At 37.3% G+C, this 15,712-nt stretch carries 20 protein-coding genes; 11 read left to right on the top strand and 9 right to left on the bottom strand.

Translation table 11 applies throughout. The annotated features are described in order from the left end of the window. The first annotated feature begins 86 nt into the window (after window positions 1–86). Window positions 87–413, top strand: coding sequence for an H-NS histone family protein (locus I6L31_RS16825; RefSeq protein WP_005006087.1), 327 nt, complete (start codon window positions 87–89; stop codon window positions 411–413). A 79-nt stretch (window positions 414–492) separates the two neighbouring features. Here I6L31_RS16825 and I6L31_RS16820 read toward each other — a convergent pair whose 3' ends face one another. The 4 genes from I6L31_RS16820 to I6L31_RS16805 form a co-directional block, all read right to left on the bottom strand. Continuing rightward, entirely contained in the window at window positions 493–762 is a 270-nt protein-coding gene (locus I6L31_RS16820; protein WP_005006093.1) for a hypothetical protein, read from the bottom strand. Continuing rightward, on the bottom strand, window positions 762–1,106 hold the full coding sequence (locus I6L31_RS16815; RefSeq protein ID WP_005006095.1) for a hypothetical protein: 345 nt from the start codon (window positions 1,104–1,106) through the stop codon (window positions 762–764). The genes I6L31_RS16820 and I6L31_RS16815 overlap by 1 nt, the downstream gene beginning before the upstream one ends. 239 nt (window positions 1,107–1,345) lie before the next feature. After that, window positions 1,346–2,428 (bottom strand): hypothetical protein, encoded by a 1,083-nt coding sequence (locus tag I6L31_RS16810; protein WP_005006100.1) that lies wholly within the window; start codon window positions 2,426–2,428, stop codon window positions 1,346–1,348. A 76-nt stretch (window positions 2,429–2,504) separates the two neighbouring features. Continuing rightward, window positions 2,505–3,236, bottom strand: coding sequence for a hypothetical protein (locus tag I6L31_RS16805; RefSeq protein ID WP_005006104.1), 732 nt, complete (start codon window positions 3,234–3,236; stop codon window positions 2,505–2,507). A gap of 281 nt (window positions 3,237–3,517) precedes the next feature. Between I6L31_RS16805 and I6L31_RS16800 the strand changes: the two genes are divergently transcribed. From I6L31_RS16800 to I6L31_RS16785, 4 genes are all read left to right on the top strand, one after another. Further along, window positions 3,518–4,633 carry a SprT-like domain-containing protein gene (locus I6L31_RS16800; RefSeq protein WP_005006105.1) on the top strand — a complete coding sequence of 372 codons (1,116 nt, stop codon included), beginning with the start codon at window positions 3,518–3,520 and terminating at the stop codon, window positions 4,631–4,633. After that, a complete protein-coding gene (locus tag I6L31_RS16795; protein WP_005006108.1) occupies window positions 4,630–4,998 on the top strand; it encodes a hypothetical protein in 369 nt (122 codons plus the stop codon). The genes I6L31_RS16800 and I6L31_RS16795 overlap by 4 nt, the downstream gene beginning before the upstream one ends. Next, window positions 4,998–6,665: an SNF2-related protein gene (locus tag I6L31_RS16790; protein ID WP_005006110.1), complete on the top strand. Its 1,668-nt coding sequence runs from the start codon at window positions 4,998–5,000 to the stop codon at window positions 6,663–6,665. Before I6L31_RS16795 ends, I6L31_RS16790 begins: the two co-directional genes overlap by 1 nt. A gap of 447 nt (window positions 6,666–7,112) precedes the next feature. Continuing rightward, window positions 7,113–7,400 (top strand): hypothetical protein, encoded by a 288-nt coding sequence (locus tag I6L31_RS16785; protein ID WP_005006115.1) that lies wholly within the window; start codon window positions 7,113–7,115, stop codon window positions 7,398–7,400. Between the two features lie 114 nt (window positions 7,401–7,514). On the opposite strand, the gene I6L31_RS16780 is transcribed toward I6L31_RS16785, so the two are convergent. Then, window positions 7,515–8,534: a hypothetical protein gene (locus I6L31_RS16780; protein WP_228128635.1), complete on the bottom strand. Its 1,020-nt coding sequence runs from the start codon at window positions 8,532–8,534 to the stop codon at window positions 7,515–7,517. Window positions 8,535–8,627: 93 nt separating this feature from the next. On the opposite strand from I6L31_RS16780, the gene I6L31_RS16775 reads away from it, so the two are divergent. Both I6L31_RS16775 and I6L31_RS16770 read left to right on the top strand, forming a co-directional pair. Continuing rightward, complete coding sequence (locus I6L31_RS16775; protein ID WP_005006119.1) at window positions 8,628–9,278, top strand: hypothetical protein; 651 nt, start codon at window positions 8,628–8,630, stop codon at window positions 9,276–9,278. After that, window positions 9,254–10,045: a TraX family protein gene (locus tag I6L31_RS16770; protein WP_005006121.1), complete on the top strand. Its 792-nt coding sequence runs from the start codon at window positions 9,254–9,256 to the stop codon at window positions 10,043–10,045. The genes I6L31_RS16775 and I6L31_RS16770 overlap by 25 nt, the downstream gene beginning before the upstream one ends. A 68-nt stretch (window positions 10,046–10,113) precedes the next feature. On the opposite strand, the gene I6L31_RS16765 is transcribed toward I6L31_RS16770, so the two are convergent. From I6L31_RS16765 to I6L31_RS16750, 4 genes are all read right to left on the bottom strand, one after another. Then, window positions 10,114–10,860 carry a hypothetical protein gene (locus I6L31_RS16765; RefSeq protein ID WP_005006124.1) on the bottom strand — a complete coding sequence of 249 codons (747 nt, stop codon included), beginning with the start codon at window positions 10,858–10,860 and terminating at the stop codon, window positions 10,114–10,116. 117 nt (window positions 10,861–10,977) lie between these two features. After that, the gene (locus I6L31_RS16760) at window positions 10,978–11,718 is read right to left on the bottom strand and encodes a hypothetical protein (RefSeq protein WP_005006125.1); all 741 of its coding nucleotides are present in this window, start codon (window positions 11,716–11,718) and stop codon (window positions 10,978–10,980) included. Between the two features lie 34 nt (window positions 11,719–11,752). Next, the gene (locus I6L31_RS16755) at window positions 11,753–12,292 is read right to left on the bottom strand and encodes a hypothetical protein (protein ID WP_228128636.1); all 540 of its coding nucleotides are present in this window, start codon (window positions 12,290–12,292) and stop codon (window positions 11,753–11,755) included. A gap of 80 nt (window positions 12,293–12,372) precedes the next feature. After that, complete coding sequence (locus tag I6L31_RS16750) at window positions 12,373–12,795, bottom strand: hypothetical protein (protein WP_005006133.1); 423 nt, start codon at window positions 12,793–12,795, stop codon at window positions 12,373–12,375. 59 nt (window positions 12,796–12,854) lie between these two features. On the opposite strand from I6L31_RS16750, the gene I6L31_RS16745 reads away from it, so the two are divergent. The 4 genes from I6L31_RS16745 (at window position 12,855) to I6L31_RS16730 (ending at window position 15,432) form a co-directional block, all read left to right on the top strand. After that, window positions 12,855–13,661, top strand: a complete 807-nt coding sequence (locus tag I6L31_RS16745; RefSeq protein WP_005006134.1) for a hypothetical protein — start codon at window positions 12,855–12,857, stop codon at window positions 13,659–13,661. A 1-nt stretch (window position 13,662) separates the two neighbouring features. Next, window positions 13,663–14,526, top strand: coding sequence for a lytic transglycosylase domain-containing protein (locus tag I6L31_RS16740; RefSeq protein WP_005006139.1), 864 nt, complete (start codon window positions 13,663–13,665; stop codon window positions 14,524–14,526). An 85-nt stretch (window positions 14,527–14,611) separates the two neighbouring features. Beyond that, complete coding sequence (locus I6L31_RS16735) at window positions 14,612–15,118, top strand: thermonuclease family protein (RefSeq protein WP_005006141.1); 507 nt, start codon at window positions 14,612–14,614, stop codon at window positions 15,116–15,118. A gap of 5 nt (window positions 15,119–15,123) precedes the next feature. After that, window positions 15,124–15,432 carry a hypothetical protein gene (locus I6L31_RS16730; protein ID WP_005006143.1) on the top strand — a complete coding sequence of 103 codons (309 nt, stop codon included), beginning with the start codon at window positions 15,124–15,126 and terminating at the stop codon, window positions 15,430–15,432. Window positions 15,433–15,712 lie beyond the last annotated feature (280 nt).

Here is a 15,712-nt window from a genome sequence, read left to right as displayed (position 1 = left end):
ATTTTAATCAATTAAATTCACCGTATGCGGTTGTAAACAAAACGCACTGATGTATATTTGATATAACCAACTTTTCGAGTTTAGTTATGGAAATTGAAAACCTAAGTAAAGACCAGTTAGAATGCCTAATTAAAAAGGCACAAAACCAAATTGTTGTAGTAGAGAATACGAACCTTGATGATGGTTATCTCAAAATGTTTGAGATCGCAAAAGAATTAGGCTTAACTATTCTTGAATTAAATGAGCACGGCGAAAATCGTAAATTAAATAAAAAGCCAGTGGTTAAAGCAGATCCTAAATATCGCAACCCGAATAACCACAAAGAAGTGTGGGCCGGTCGTGGTAAACGTCCATCCTGGTTAAATCGTGAGATTGAATCTGGTAAAACATTAGAAAGTTTTCTTATCGTATAAATATGAAAAGGGCTTAATTGATTTAAGCCCTTTTTTTAAATGCCATTGTCAGTGTTGTTTAGAGCAGCTGCGCGACTACTTAACAGAGTTCAGCTTTGATGTGTTCTAAGACATCATCTTCAACACCCTCATTTGAAAATGCTTCAATGAATTCATTCAGGTTTTCATTGCTTAATGGCAAACTACCGTATTGATCTACTGCAAACTTTTGTGAGTTATGCACCAGATATTCAATACTGCAGTCAACAGAACAAAAGGTTTCTTGAATTACATCATTCACCTGATGGCCAGACTTTTTATCGTTAGTATCAATATCACTATTACAGTGATGGCAAGTAAATAATCCCATTACGCAACTCCTTTCTCAATTAAGCTAATTACACCGTGTTCTAATTGGGCATCAAACCAGTGCCAGATAATAAAGCGGTCTGTACCCTTGCCCCATAGATGAAAGTCTTCTTCGATTTCATCATCATTGTTTATCGGGGTGTTGCCAAACTCTTCCCATAAGGTTTTATGGGTTTTGCCTTGCAAGCTTAATACGCCATTTTCAGAATTTGCTTCAAACCAATCTAGGATCTGATAGCGATATGCACCTTTATTCCAGATATGGAATTCGCATGGTAGGGAATTAGATTCATCAAATTGAATCTGCTGTAATTCACTCCATAACTGGTCTATTGATTTAGCCATGTTTTATAACTCCTTGCTTAATAATTCAATTTTAATAAATAAAAGTACTCAAAAACTTTTCTTAAAAAATATATAAAATCCGCTAATAATTTCTTTTGGAAAAAAATGCTATTTAAGCATATCTATTGTTATTATCGAGTGAGCTTATTAAGAGGTTTAAGCATGAATCTAGATAAAAACGAAAAAGAAATTCTTGTTTGACCAACCCAAAAAAAAGAGCCTTAGGGCTCTTTCTATTTTTAGGTGGCTTTTTCTTTAGGCACACCGCCAACAATCTGAAATGGTATCCAATGGTTAACCCATTTTTCTTTGGTACCACGTTTGCCCAACCAGTAAAAGTTCCAGTGAGGAATCCGTGGATGTGGTTTTTTGGTACCTTTGTAGTTGCCAGACTTTAGATCTTCATCGCGCTTTAGGATCGCTTCATTGATCTTTTTATTTGTTTCGGTACCAACAATAGTCGGCTTGTACTTATTAGCCTCAAATAAACGCAATTCACGCTTAATCAGCTCTAATTTAGGCTTGGCTTGTGTTGTTTCTGGTGTTAATGGTCTGAGATCTGGTTCTTTTTGGCTGAACCATAGAATCAAATTGATTAGCTTCTTCTGCAGTTCCATGAACGTGTTAATTTCTTGTTCATCTGGCAAGTTCTTTTCATCAAAAAACGTATCAATGAAATCGGTCATGCAGTCCTCAACAGTTGATTCAAAATCATCATCATCAGGGAAGTGCATGGTAATGGTTTTTGCTAAGCCAGTATCGGTATATACCGTGGTAAATAGCACCTTGCGATCGTTTAACGTGTTTTTCGCAAAAATAACACCGACCACTTGTTCATTTTGCACATAGAGGTTGGCGTTATCTGTTTGAACGTAGATCGCAATATCAGGTAGGTTTAATAGGAATCCGGGGATACTGCGGTTATATTCGGTCTTCACAAGCATTTGAATGACTTGATCTTCAAACCGATAAATATTTTTGGTTAGGCTCCATGAGCCAAGGGTAATGATTTCACCAATGTTGCAAGGTAGCTGATTGATAAATGAGAGTGGGATTTCTTGGCCAGTGGCTTGAACACCCATAATGGTACTGGTGCGTTTCATTCGTTCACGCCAGATAGGATCTCGACAATCTAGTGCAGCATATGTCCATTCATCACCACTGATTAGGCATTCGTGCGGATCTTTACTGTTTTGTCGTGCGATCGCATAAGCTTCTACACGTTTCATTAAGCCATTGAGGTTAAACTTCACATGCTCTAATCGCGCTGTGATGACTTTAAGCGGTATTCCTATCTTTGGATCTAAATCTTTATTTCTCATGTTGAGTAACCAGGATCTACATCAGATCAATATCTGAAAAAATTCGTTTAAAAAAGGACTTTAAAAGTCCTTTCGATTAGGCGTGAGCACTATTATTACAAGGCGGTGTAAACAAAGTGCCATCTAAGCGGATCATTCCAAAGCCGTAGGTTTTATCACGACCAATACCATTGAGCCATGCTGTTTTAAATAGCACTAAATCCCCAACAGTCGCACTAAATGAAATATCTCTGGTCTGGACTGGAATATTCAAAATGCTGAGCTGTGGTCCACATTGTTGCTCAATTATAGTGACATCCAATAGACCTTTGCTACTAAGAGCGTTTTTGGTGAATTCGGCTGCTTCATCTGCAGTTAGATTTTTACGCTTCTTACCTGAATTGCCTTTGGGTTTTTCGCCGTGGACCGAAATGTATTCTTCAATTTCTTGACGGTTAAAGCTACACTCTCGGTTAAGAGGAACCATGATTTTTCCAGTGATTTGCTGACCGTGCGAAATTTCAATGTATTCTTTGGCCATTGGGATTTTGACGTCCGATACGCACGTTCTTAAATAGATGTGCTTGCCATCAGTAAAAAATATGACTTTTGCGGAACAGAATGTCTCGACCTTATTTCGTTTAAACATTTCTCTAAAAATGTACTTGAACAAGTTCTTTTCATTTTCAGGGTGTGTAAGGGCAAAACAATTGGCTGTTAGTTTTATGTTATTCAGACTCATTTCGATATCCAGTTTTCTATAAACAGCATTATTAAGAACCATTACTTTAAATAAAGCCCTATTGACAATAAGGGTATTATTCAGCATTTATAAACGCTAAAAGTAACTTCTATGTGCATTAAACAAAAGTGGCTTATAATATACTTAAAACCCTCAAAAAGCGTAATACTCGTATTATGAAAATCAACCACAATTCATTAAACCCACACTTTCATGATACTTATTTTTGTGTTGGAAACTTTTTTTTTAAAAAATATATGCTTTGCTGATTATTTTAAACTATTGACTGTATTTTAAGCTGTGCGTAAACTTTAAGCGTTGTTTTGTACAATCCACACCTAGTTTGATCCTGTTTGGACGACTGAAAAATGAACATAAAGAATAGAACTACGTTGCAGTTTTATGAAGAACTGCAGTTGGTGTATGACCGTTTCAATGAAAGGCTATTCAAAAATGAATTACCAGATTGTTTGATTACGCTTCAACGTATCAACAAAAATACCGGTTATTGGTCTGAGAATAGATTTGCTTCGACAGAAGATGATACGGCGTATACGCACGAACTGGCCCTTAACCCTGATTACTTTGGCACCCAACCATTGCTTAACATTTTTAAATGCTATGCACATGAGATGTGTCATATGAAACAAAGCATTTGTGGTGAGCCATCTAAACGCTCATATCACAATGCTGAGTTTGTGACATTTATGCTTGAGATCGGTTTGATTATGACTGATGACGGCACAAAAGAAGGTCGCACGACAGGCGAGAAGATGACCGAAATCGTTGTACCTGATGGCTTGTTTATTCAAGTGTGCAATGAGCTTGTCGATGAAGGGCGTATCATCAAATGGTATGACAAGTACGCACCCAAAACGATTTCCAGTCTTGAAATGATTCAAGAGCAAGTGCAGTTGTTGGAGTCCATTCCGACTGCTTCTCCAAAGCTATTTCATATTGCCTTACTTGGCAATGAAATCAATTCAGCTTTGAAATCACCTAAAAAAGAGAAGCCAGTTGAGGAACCGACTCCCACTACAATGAATCCCTTTGATGTAGCGATCGGACTAATCGACATATCAAATACCGCTGCAAACCTTGGCGGTTATTATCCAACGGCTTTTGATGAAGATCCGCTAGATGATGACGACCAACCAATACCAGAACCTAAGGTTGTTAAACTTTATAAGGGTGAACAACCAAACGGCGATGATAACGAGTTTTTTGTACTCAAAGAAACTATGATCGGTGAAACACTCTATCAAGAGCTTGGTTCAGCCAATTTTGAAGAGCCTGAGCCTAAGAAACAGACTAGGGCATCTTTTGCGTGTCCTGAGTGTGGCCGTGGTGCAACGTGTAGTCCTACTTTTAGATTGTCGTGTACTGAATGTGAAGTTGAACTGGTACCGTCAAAATCCATTGATAAAAGCCAGGTGAAGAAAAACAAAAAGGCTGCTAAAGCTGACCAAGGGGATGCAGAATGAAAACGATTGAAGAGCTTGGAATTCTGTTTTCTTCACACAAATACCGTTTTTATAACGAAAAAGACTTACAACTCGCGATTGAGCAAATGTTTATTGCCAATGAGATTCCGTATGAACGTGAGGTTCGTCTATCAAATAAAGACATCATTGATTTTACTGTTGAGCTTGATGTCGGCAAGGTGGGTGTTGAATTAAAAATAGATGGTGCACGTAACGCATTATTGCGTCAGATCAATCGTTATTTAAGCCATGACAGCATAAAAGCGCTCTATGTGGTTGGTACACCGTATTGGGTGAATAACATTCCAATCCAACTGAACAATAAATTTATTTACCGCCATCGTATTTTAGTGGGGGTCTTCTAATGTATAAATCTTACGGCACCATTTCTCGTCAAGAAAAAAACTGGCACATTGAATGTGAACCACATGTTAAAACACGACTTAAGCGTGTATTCCCAAAAGTCAGCCAACATGCATCAAAATTTATTGAGTTAAGCGATACGCCGTCTAATTGTCACGACCTACTTTGGTTTATTGAACGTTATCCAATGCGTGTTGATGATCTTAAATACATGAAAGCGCAATCTAAGGCTTATGTGTCGCTAAAAGAAGATATTTTGGATGTGATGGACTATAAACGTCCGATCAAAACATTTGATCTTGCTGTGCCTCCATATGAGTATCAAAGAGCAGCTGCAGATCTACTACTTAATGTTAAAGGTTTGCTCTTGGGGGATGATTTGGGCCTTGGCAAAACAGCGAGTGGAATATGTCCGATGATTCTACCTGAATCGCTCCCGGCGCTTTTTGTGACAATGACACATCTTCCAATGCAAATTAAGAATGAAATTGAACGCTTTGCTCCGCACCTAAAATGTCACATCCTAAAGAAAGCATCGCCTTATCCATTGCACAAAGAGGGTGAAGCAGCACCCGATGTCATTATCACCAGTTATTCAAAGTTGAACGGTTGGGCTGAATATCTTGCCGGAAAGATTAAGTACGTAGTGTTTGACGAGATCCAAGAGTTACGGACTGGCTATACATCGCAAAAGTATTCCGCTGCTAAACTCATTAGTGACCAAGCTGAATTACGCCTCGGTCTATCAGCTACACCGATTTATAACTACGGTGATGAATTCTACAACATCATTGAAATATTGCGTCCAGATAGCTTAGGTACCGCTACTGAATTCGCTCGTGAGTGGTGTTCACAAGAAAAACGTATTAATGATCCTAAAGCGTTTGGGATGTTTTTACGTGATGAAGGTCTAATGTTGCGCCGTACTCGAGCAGATGTAAATCGAGAGTTACCGCCAGTACAAATCATCCCTCAATATGTCGAAAGCGATCCTAAAGTACTGGATCAAATTAAGGGCAAGGCAATGGAACTGGCAAAAGTAATTTTAAGCTCTACTCAGGAATTCCAAGGGCAAAAGCTTCGTGCGACAGAAGAATTCAATATTATGATGCGCCAAGCAACAGGTATCGCCAAAGCGCCGTATGTCGCTGAGTTCGTGCGTATGCTTGTTGAGTCTGGTGAATCAGTCATGCTTTATGGTTGGCATCGAGATGTGTACAACATTTGGCTAGAACGCTTGGCTGAATTCAATCCTGTTATGTATACAGGCACGGAAGGACCTGCAGCTAAGGAACGTTCTAAACAAGCATTCTTGAATGATGAAAGCAAAGTCTTCATTAGTTCATTACGTTCATCTGCCGGGCTTGATGGCTTGCAGTACCACTCAAAATGCAAAACATTTGTGTTTGGTGAGTTGGATTGGTCGCCTGGTGTTCATGATCAATGTATTGGTCGCTTAGACCGTGACGGTCAAATCAAACAGATCTCGGCATATTACTTGTTGGCTGATTCGGGTTCAGATCCAATTATTTCTGATGTCTTAGGCATCAAAAAAGGCCAGTTGGAAGGAGTTAAAAACCCGAATGGCGAATTATTTGAACATTTAATTACGGACGGTGGCGGTATCAAGCGCTTAGCCGAACACATACTGAATAAGAAAGTAGCTTAAGAGAAACTTTATGACTGAACTTTACCTAGCTTGTTTTAGACATAATGTCGGCTCAAATATTGGGTGGCCTGGTTTTAACGGAAAGGGCTATACAACGAATGTTGATCAAGCGCACGTATATACTTTAGAGCAAGCTCAGGTAGCATGGGATAACGCACGGTCCATAGATCAACCGATCGCCGTGCACCACGTTCGCAAACATATTGTATGAAAGGTGGACTATCAATATATCCCCTCGATCTCACAAATAGATGATCCTTATATCAAGTATGTGGCGCTTGATGTGATTTGACAACACAAACGTAAACTGGACATTAAAGTCCTAAACTTTAACAATATAGTTGTAAACAAAGAGAGATTACAAAAAATGATAATGGGCGAGCTGTTTCTCAATACACATCTGCAAAAGATTGCAATTTTAAATTTGGGCAGTTTTTATAAAATCTTATGAAAAAGAATAAAATTCTATTAATAGTTCTTGTGGTTGGTATTATTGTTTTAGGTATTGTAATTTTTATAAAATCTCAAGCAGTTACAGAAACAAAAAGATTGGGTAACGGTGAAAATACCAACCATAATGAAACGAGTTCATCTTCCAAACCATCTATTCAAAATACAAATCAAAGTTCGTTAGCTAAAAATCAAAATGATGAATTATTTATATTTAATTCTGATTTAAAAGCTTTAAGAGAAAAATATCCTGATGGTGTCATATATACTAATTTGCCAGTTTAAGACATTAATGTAAAAAGACACTTGAAAAGGATAATTTAGGTTTATTGTGCGATGGAAATGACGTCTTTTGGTTAGACTTTGCCACGGGCAAAACCAGTACAGATTTTTCTTCTGCTACAAAACTTCGGTATGACCAGGCCCTTTCGTTAAAAGATCGCTATATTCTTCTTCCTTTTGATATAGCCGATGCACATAAACGACCGCTTTTGTGTATGTCCAACTTAAATTGACCAACAAATTAGGTTCTTTATCCATAGCGAATAGATCTGAATAAACATTAAAGTTTTTACCCAAAAATGCATTGTGTAAGAAGTGAATAAGGTCTAGATCCACGTAGTTAACCGTAGACACAATCTTTAAGTATTCAGACAAAGCTTTAAACATCGGTGTTAGCTCTGCGATGGCACGGCTAAACCGCTGTTCTGATTTATGCTCTCTATATTTTTCAAAGCCATTTTTCAAAATCCTTTTGAGCTCTGCATCATCAAATGGAATATTTGAATAAAACTCACCAGTACTAAGATCTCCAAAATTAGACATAAAGTTATCAATCACGGGTAATTTACGTTCTAGAGATAAGCGCTGCGTTGATCTGATCAATTTAATGAATGAATAGAAAAACGGTAAGAAGCGTCTGTAGTAATCATAAATAACCTCTGCAAGCTTACGATCGCGAACATCAGCATTGATGGCTACACATTTAGGATATTGCGTAACAAAAATGGGTTTCTGCAGATAAATGGTAAGGTCCTTAAACACCTCAACACCATTTAGGCGATTAGATTTAAGAAATGACCAATCTACCAAGTCATAATCAACTGCACGAATCTCTCTTAGATTTAATTCATCAAACTTAATGTTGAGTAGGCGTAGGTAATCTACAAAATTAGCCAAGTACCATGGCTGAGTTTTATTGATGTTGTATTCAGGATGACTATCAATGTCCAAGTGATTTAATAAATTGGTCCACGACTTGTCAAGTCCAGCCAAATTAACTTGTTTGTCTATTCGATCAGGGGTAAGCATAGTAATCCCAATTGTATATACTAATTCGTAAGAAATTAGATACATTGTATCAATAATTCCTAGAATAAATATTCTTTTAAATTTTTTATCAATTCTAATTCGCCACACAACAAAAATGCTTATTTACTGAGCTAAAAACTTATATCCAATTAATTAAAACCCTATATAATTATCTTAATACTCTAATTCGAGTGAGTTGTTATGATTAGTGATCCAATCGAAATCGCAAAATTAAAACAAAGCATCTTAGATTTAAGAAACAATATTTTTCCTCCACAAAACCTTTTAACGGTTGATGGATTACCAATTTATTATGGTGAGAAAAAGTTTGTTGATGAATATCTTGCACAATGGATGGACTTTTATCAAAAAGCATTAGAACTTTCTAGTCCTTTTGGTGATCCTATTGATTTGTCCGAAATAAATGAAATTCATTTGCCTGTGCATTTTAATTTGCCCGTGTTTGCTCGTAATGTCACTCGCATGATTTTAAATAAAACACTGGCCAAGGAATCTATTACTTTTCGTTCAAGTGCAGATCTGTTTGAGAAGTGCGGATACTTCAATCGTGAATATACGGATTTAATTTATGAGTACTTTGATCGTGATGAAGATAACGTATTGGTCGGGCATCGACCGTATAACGATATTCGTGCGTACTTGTTTTATGCCGGCGATGAAGAGCGTCATCGCACGAGATTTTATAACTCTGGACTGGTGCTCGGTTATTCCGAAGGTTGGAACAGCATTGAGATCTTAGATAATCGTAACAACACCCGAAAACAGCGTAGTGATGCTTATACAAACCCTTTAGCGAAAAATAACACATGGTTCATCTACAAGAAGCTGTAATTAGCCAAAGCGCCGTGCGAGATCGCAATAGAGCCTTGGATCTATTGAAGTGGATTGCGATTGTGACCATGGTTATTGACCACGCATCAATATTATTTCCTCAATATAATCTGTTGTTGAGGACGATTGGCCGTTGTGCTTTTCCTATTTTTTGTATCATGCTTGCATTCAATTTGAACCAAGCTATTTCTAAAAAGAAAACCCATACATTAAAAAACTATTTTAAAAATTTGGCGTTGTTTTGTGTGCTATCAGAAGTACCGTATCAACTATTCAACCAAGAGCCATTTACAACACTGAACGTCATGCCTACGTTGCTTTTAGGATTTTTGCTTGTTGTATTGGGGGAATCTAAACATAAATATGCAACGCTGCAGTTTGTCTCTCTGTTAGTCGTGACCATATTGCTATCTAATTTTATTATGTATAGCGTGTGGGGCGTTTTATTAATTGTATTCCTGTATTTATTCTTTAAAACAACCAACGTTCGTTCTAAGAAATACTTTTTAATGATCAGCGTCTTGCTCACTTCATTGGCCAACATTTTCAACTGGTTGATTGGTGGCTACTATACGGATATGACTACATATTCTTTGGCATTCTCATTTGCTGTCAGTAGCGCCATTGCAACGTATATTGGTGCACAATTCCTACTGAAAGGACAGCACATGAATATACCTTTTGAAGTACCTCCAGTGGGGAAGTGGGCGTACTGGTTCTATCCAGTACATCTCGTCATCATCTGGATTCTTTTTAAATTTGCATAATAAATTTAGGCTCAAAAAAAGCACCAAAGTATTTATGACTAAGGTGCTTTTTTATTGCTTAATCAGCGTTATTCGCTAGATCCAGCATCTAAACCGAATGAGCTAATTTCTTGCTGTCTTTCTTGCTCAGCTGCTTGTTCTGGTGATGCTTGTGGAGTAGGTGCACCAGATTGGTTATTTTGTTGATCATATTGATTCAGCAATTGCTTTAATGCTTCAGGATCTTGAGCAATTTGATTCGCAATTTCTAATGTTGGGTCCTGTTGTTTTTTACCAGCAACATAACCAAAAATAGCCAAACCAATGAAAGCAGCGAAGAAAGTGGCAAGTACGATCAGTACAAACTTACCAATAATGCTACCTTTGAAGCGTTCAAACCAAGTTTCATCTTCATAGTGGTAAGGTTGGTTAATGTTTTGGCAACCATCACTAAATGCATCCATCCACGCATTACGAACCAATTGTTTAATTTGTTCTGTTTGCGGTAAATGACCTTTTTTAACCACGTTTACTTTGATTTTTGGCTCTGCTAATACAAAACGTTTTTCTTCACCATTACCTAGTGTATTAACGAGCTCTACGGTACCAGAACAAGTGAAATAACGACCAACATCATTGTTTTCTAAAGTATCAAAACCACTGATTTGTATTGTTAACTCTTTAAGATCGGCATTCGGGATTTTTATATTTTTAGGTTGACGATTCAAATCTTCAGAATCCGTATCAACTGAGATTGTTAAAAGGTCATTGTTACTAAAAATTGAAACAAGAGGGTCGTGAGATAGAATGTCTTTTTGCTTCTTAATTAAACTCACAATGTATCACCTGTTAAAATAGAAATTAAAAGTATTATATTTTAAAAAAGGGTTTTAGTGATAGTTTATTTTATGTTTAACGCAAAAAAGCCACTTTTAAGAAAGTGGCTTTTAGGTTTAAGGGAGATAGTTATTATTTATAAAATATTCCTTTTTAATTCTCTTAATCTCCATGCCTTTGTCTAAAAGCAATTTAAACTCATTAAAATCATCACGCATAAGCTTATGAACCTTTAATGATTTTTGACTCTTAGCTTTGATAGCACTGTTGTATTGTACTGCAGCAACCAGATCGTAATGCTTATTTAGATCCAAACCATAAAGTGATGTTAATTTTTCAGAAATATAATCAAATATAACGGTCAAACAGATGACCTTATTGTTAGTGTTAGTCAGTATCTCTTCTGGAAATTCATTATTTCCCGAAGCTGCACTGGCTAAACGTGCCCATTCTGTCATGGGTAGGGAACCATCTTCACCAATCACGTTGATTAAGTTGTTTAAAAAGATAAAGCGGTGATTAAAAAACTTCACTTTGCTTTTTTGCAAAATTCTAAATGTATAAACGTTTGCCCAATACACAACATAGTTTTTAATCTTTAGACCATTGATTGAGTCTTGCGTTAATAAATCTTCATTGGTGATGCCATGATATTGAGTTGCTTCTTCAGTGACTTGTTTTTTTGGCTTCCAGTAGCTCTCTTCAGCATTATAAAGATACTGAACCTGTTCTATTGATGATGTGCGGCACTTTTTAATACGCGTCAAAATAGACGACTTAATAATGTCAGGCACATCAACTGGATTCTTGACTTTGGCGGTAAATTCCAGTGTGAGAAAACATAATGGTGCTGGCATAGCTTGGCCTTTCTAATATCCCTTAATTTATAACTTAAAACGTTCTATTTTCTGAATTGATATTCGCGAAATAAGGAACTAATTGCTTTTCTCGGTCATGAATGTATGCAGTTGATGACATATCCAATACCGCACCTGGTCCATAAGTTAGGTTTAGATTGATATTTTCACCGTTACCATCGATCAAGACGCCATTAAACCGCGCTTTGTCTGAATCTCCTTTTACAAATAGCTGTTGGCCAACATAACCGGACAAGCTATTGATATAGAGGTTTTTCATTTTTTCCGAAGATTGCAAAGCATTTATATAGAGAAGATCCATAATTTTTTCTTCTCCATTTTGATTTCTAATTTTTACTGTTTTTGGACCAACAACATCCACAATTGTAGCAATCCATAAGTCATGATGTTCAACTTCCCAACCATTGTAGCGACTTTCAATCCAATCGGGGCTTAAGAGTCTTGGCTTAAAGGGGTAGGAGTAGATTTTGAATATTAAGATCGAAACCACAATTATGATTGGCAAGCCAAAACATATTTTTATTTTATGTTTCTTAAAAGCACTGTTAAACATAACCGTATATACCAAAAAATTTAAAATCATTTTAACTTAAAATAATAAGTTTGTATTGGTTAAAACCATTGATATATCAATTATTCATCACTGTTATAGGTATAGCCATCATCACTACTGCGATCTTTACCTACTAATAATGCTTCAATACGCTTAGCTTCAGCTATTGTTCTGAGTGCATTTTCCTTTTTTTCTTGTCGTTCTGTATTTTCACGAATCGCTTCAAGAACCTCAGGAGATAAGGCGTTTTCAGGTTGTTGTTCTTGGGCTTCAGGCTCGGAAGCACTTGCTTCTTCAGCCTTTATAGGTTGGTCTTTTTTCTTAGGATCTACCAAGTCATAAAACACAAGTTCTTTTGATTCACTCGTTGCCGATTCGTCTAAAAACTTCTGTTCTTGACCTTTTAATGGATCTTGTTCATTTGGAGTATTAGAGTTATTACAGGCACTTAAAAGGGTGGAAATTAAAATAACCGTTGCGAAAATAAAAAGGGTTTTAGACACGTTGAAAATCCTTTAATATAATAACGTATTCTACATAATAAAAGTCCGTAGGTAAAAGTATGTCTTCAGATAAAAATAGTTCTGATAGTGCTACACAAAAGGTAAATATTACCAATGAGGTTTTAGATGAAGCTGCCATTAAACAGGCAATTGAAGCTAGTCAACCCCGTAAATCAGGTATTTTAAAGCGAGTCTTTTTTGATTTCGGGCGTAAAAGCCACTGGAGTTCAGCTAGAAAAGGGTTTTTACCGCATTTATCTAATATTAGATCAATGCTGTCTCCAACATGCCCCGAATGCGGTAAATCGATTTTAATGCATGACAACAGGATTCCACGTTCTTATAAAGGCAACGTGAATTGGGTATGTGCACACCCTTTATGTGAATATGAAATTGTCGCACCTAACAATTTTAAACAACTGAAAAGACTCATTGCTAATACTCACTACCCAAGAGGGCAAGAACGTTTAGCTTCAATGAGTAATGATGAAATAGACAAGCTTGTTAAAAACCATCAGTTTTCGTCTTATTTGTATTTAGCATTATCTATGTTTACAGGCTTGTACGTAGTTTATATGTTCTTTAAAGCGCTATATCCAATGCTTGTTGTACCAGGTGTATTATTGGTGTTTTATCTATACATGGTTAGCATCAATTCAGCTTATCGTGCGTGGCAAGTCCGTACTGGTCTTTTATTTTTACCGAATGCGCCATTCTTGGCATGGTTCCGCTATGCGCCAAAAAAATATAGCTTATCGTGGTATGACGGCAAAAACCCATTGCCAGTTGAAACACTGAATAAGTTAGCTGACCGTAAACAGCACCTAATCGACAATTTCAACAACAACGATAAAGGTGCTGATTAATATGCTGTTAAAACCAACGCTATTTGCGACTCTATTAGGATCAAGCGTTGCTTATGCTCAATTGCCTCAAAGTTCTGAGGCTCTAGGTGCATATGCAAACCATGTCAATTCTAATGGATCAAGTACACCATATCGACCATTTCAGGTCATGACCAACACTCAGCAAGAAATGGCGCCAGCAAAGCCAAGAGGATTTACGAGTCGTTACTTGGGCGTGAAGTACACACCGCAAAAAACTGAAGAAACTCCGACTAGCACTGAGCGCACGGCAGTTGCACAAAATGGACCACAACCTAGTGGCCAGCAAGCACCAGCACCACAACAACAACCCGTTCGCCAGAATATCCGTCCTGTTTCTTATACCTATCCAACTACGCAATACAATCAATACAACCAAGCGAGTGTATCTTACGATCAAACCGTACCGGGTAGAGTCGCTACTTTGAGTTGTGTTATTCATGCTGCGCGGTCAGAAGGTGTTCCGCTGTATGTTTTATTGGGTATACATAGCAAAGAGCGTGGTACCAATGGACAAACAGCGCAAAACAAAAACCGTTCATTGGATATGGGGCAATTCCAAATCAATTCCATGCACTTTAAACGTGGCGGTATGTTTGAAAATTATAACAGCCATTATGTGCGTACTGATGGATGTCTGAATGCGCGACTTGCAGCCAAGATCTTGCGAAATCGATTAACCACAAAACCGTCAACCGATTTTTGGGTTAGAGCAGCTGCTTACCACTCATGGACGCCATCTTTTAATGCGATATATCGCAATGGCACGGCGAAACAACCTGGTTTAGTTGCGTATGCACTTCAATGGAAAAAATGGCTTGAGAGAAAGGGGATAAATCCTAACTAATCAGCTGAATATATTTTTTAAGAAAAAAATTGCAGTTACGTAATGCGATATAATTTACCTATTCTTTACCCACTAAGGATTCAAAATGAACCTTAATACAACTTTAAAAAGTTTAGCTTTAACCTTATCCATGTCTGTTGTTGCTACTGCAGCTCAAGCCGATTTTGTTGGCAAAGTTGTACGTATTTCTGACGGCGACACTATCACCGTTTTAAACAACAACAATGAGCAGATCCGTGTTCGCTTCAACCAGATTGATGCACCAGAAAAAAGTCAAGCTTTTGGTCAGAAATCGCGTCAGAACATCAGTTTCTTGCATGAAACGATTGTGTATGTGCAAGAAAATAGTAAGGACCGCTACGGTCGTACTCTTGGTACCATTTTTCAGATGCGTACAAACCAAGTGCCCAACTTAAACATCGTGAATAGTGTTAACTATAAGCAAGTTAAAGATGGCTATGCATGGGCTTATCGTGAATATCTCAAAGATAAAATTATTTTGAGTGCTGAAAGCAACGCACGTTCTCAACGCCTTGGTTTATGGGCTGATCCAAACCCTGTTTATCCAAGCCAGTACCGTCACAATAAGTAATATTGATGAACGGTGAATTAAATACCGCTAAAGCCGTAGCGGTATTAAATAAATATCTACTGCAACAACAATGTGGTAATCGTATGGAACTGCAGTTTTTCAGTGAAGAACTGCAAGCTCAGATTGAAGCTCTCAGCTTGGCTTCTGTACGAAATGAGTTGGTTACTCAGTTGGCAAATTTGGGAAAATGTCTTTGTGATGAAAAGTTGGTGAATTGTTCAGCCAACGCAAATTACTCAGAAGTGGCAATAGATTTCCTTGAAATGCACTTAGAGTCGCTGGAAGGGCGACAGTTCAAAGAAGGTTTTATATGACATCTATTGTCATATCCACGGAATCCAATTAATCACCAGATCAGAACGAACCACTAAGCAATTAGTGGTTTTTTTCCTAAGGGAACTAGATCAATTGTAGATTTTTAAAAGGTAATGTTATGCCGAACAAAGATGATGAACATGCAACTAAATAAAGCTTTCTACCTTTACCTTACTTTTGTAGCGATTCTTTGGGCTATTATCTGGTGGTGTTTACTGATTAATATGCACCAGTACTTTAGTGCGGTTTTTTATGTTTTAACGGGGTACTATTTTATTA

Source organism: Acinetobacter septicus (genome assembly GCF_019355975.1).
In the GTDB taxonomy this organism is placed as follows: domain Bacteria; phylum Pseudomonadota; class Gammaproteobacteria; order Pseudomonadales; family Moraxellaceae; genus Acinetobacter; species Acinetobacter ursingii.
The sequence above is the reverse complement of the archived record's forward strand: the minus strand, read 5'-3'. Positions and strand labels throughout refer to the sequence as shown.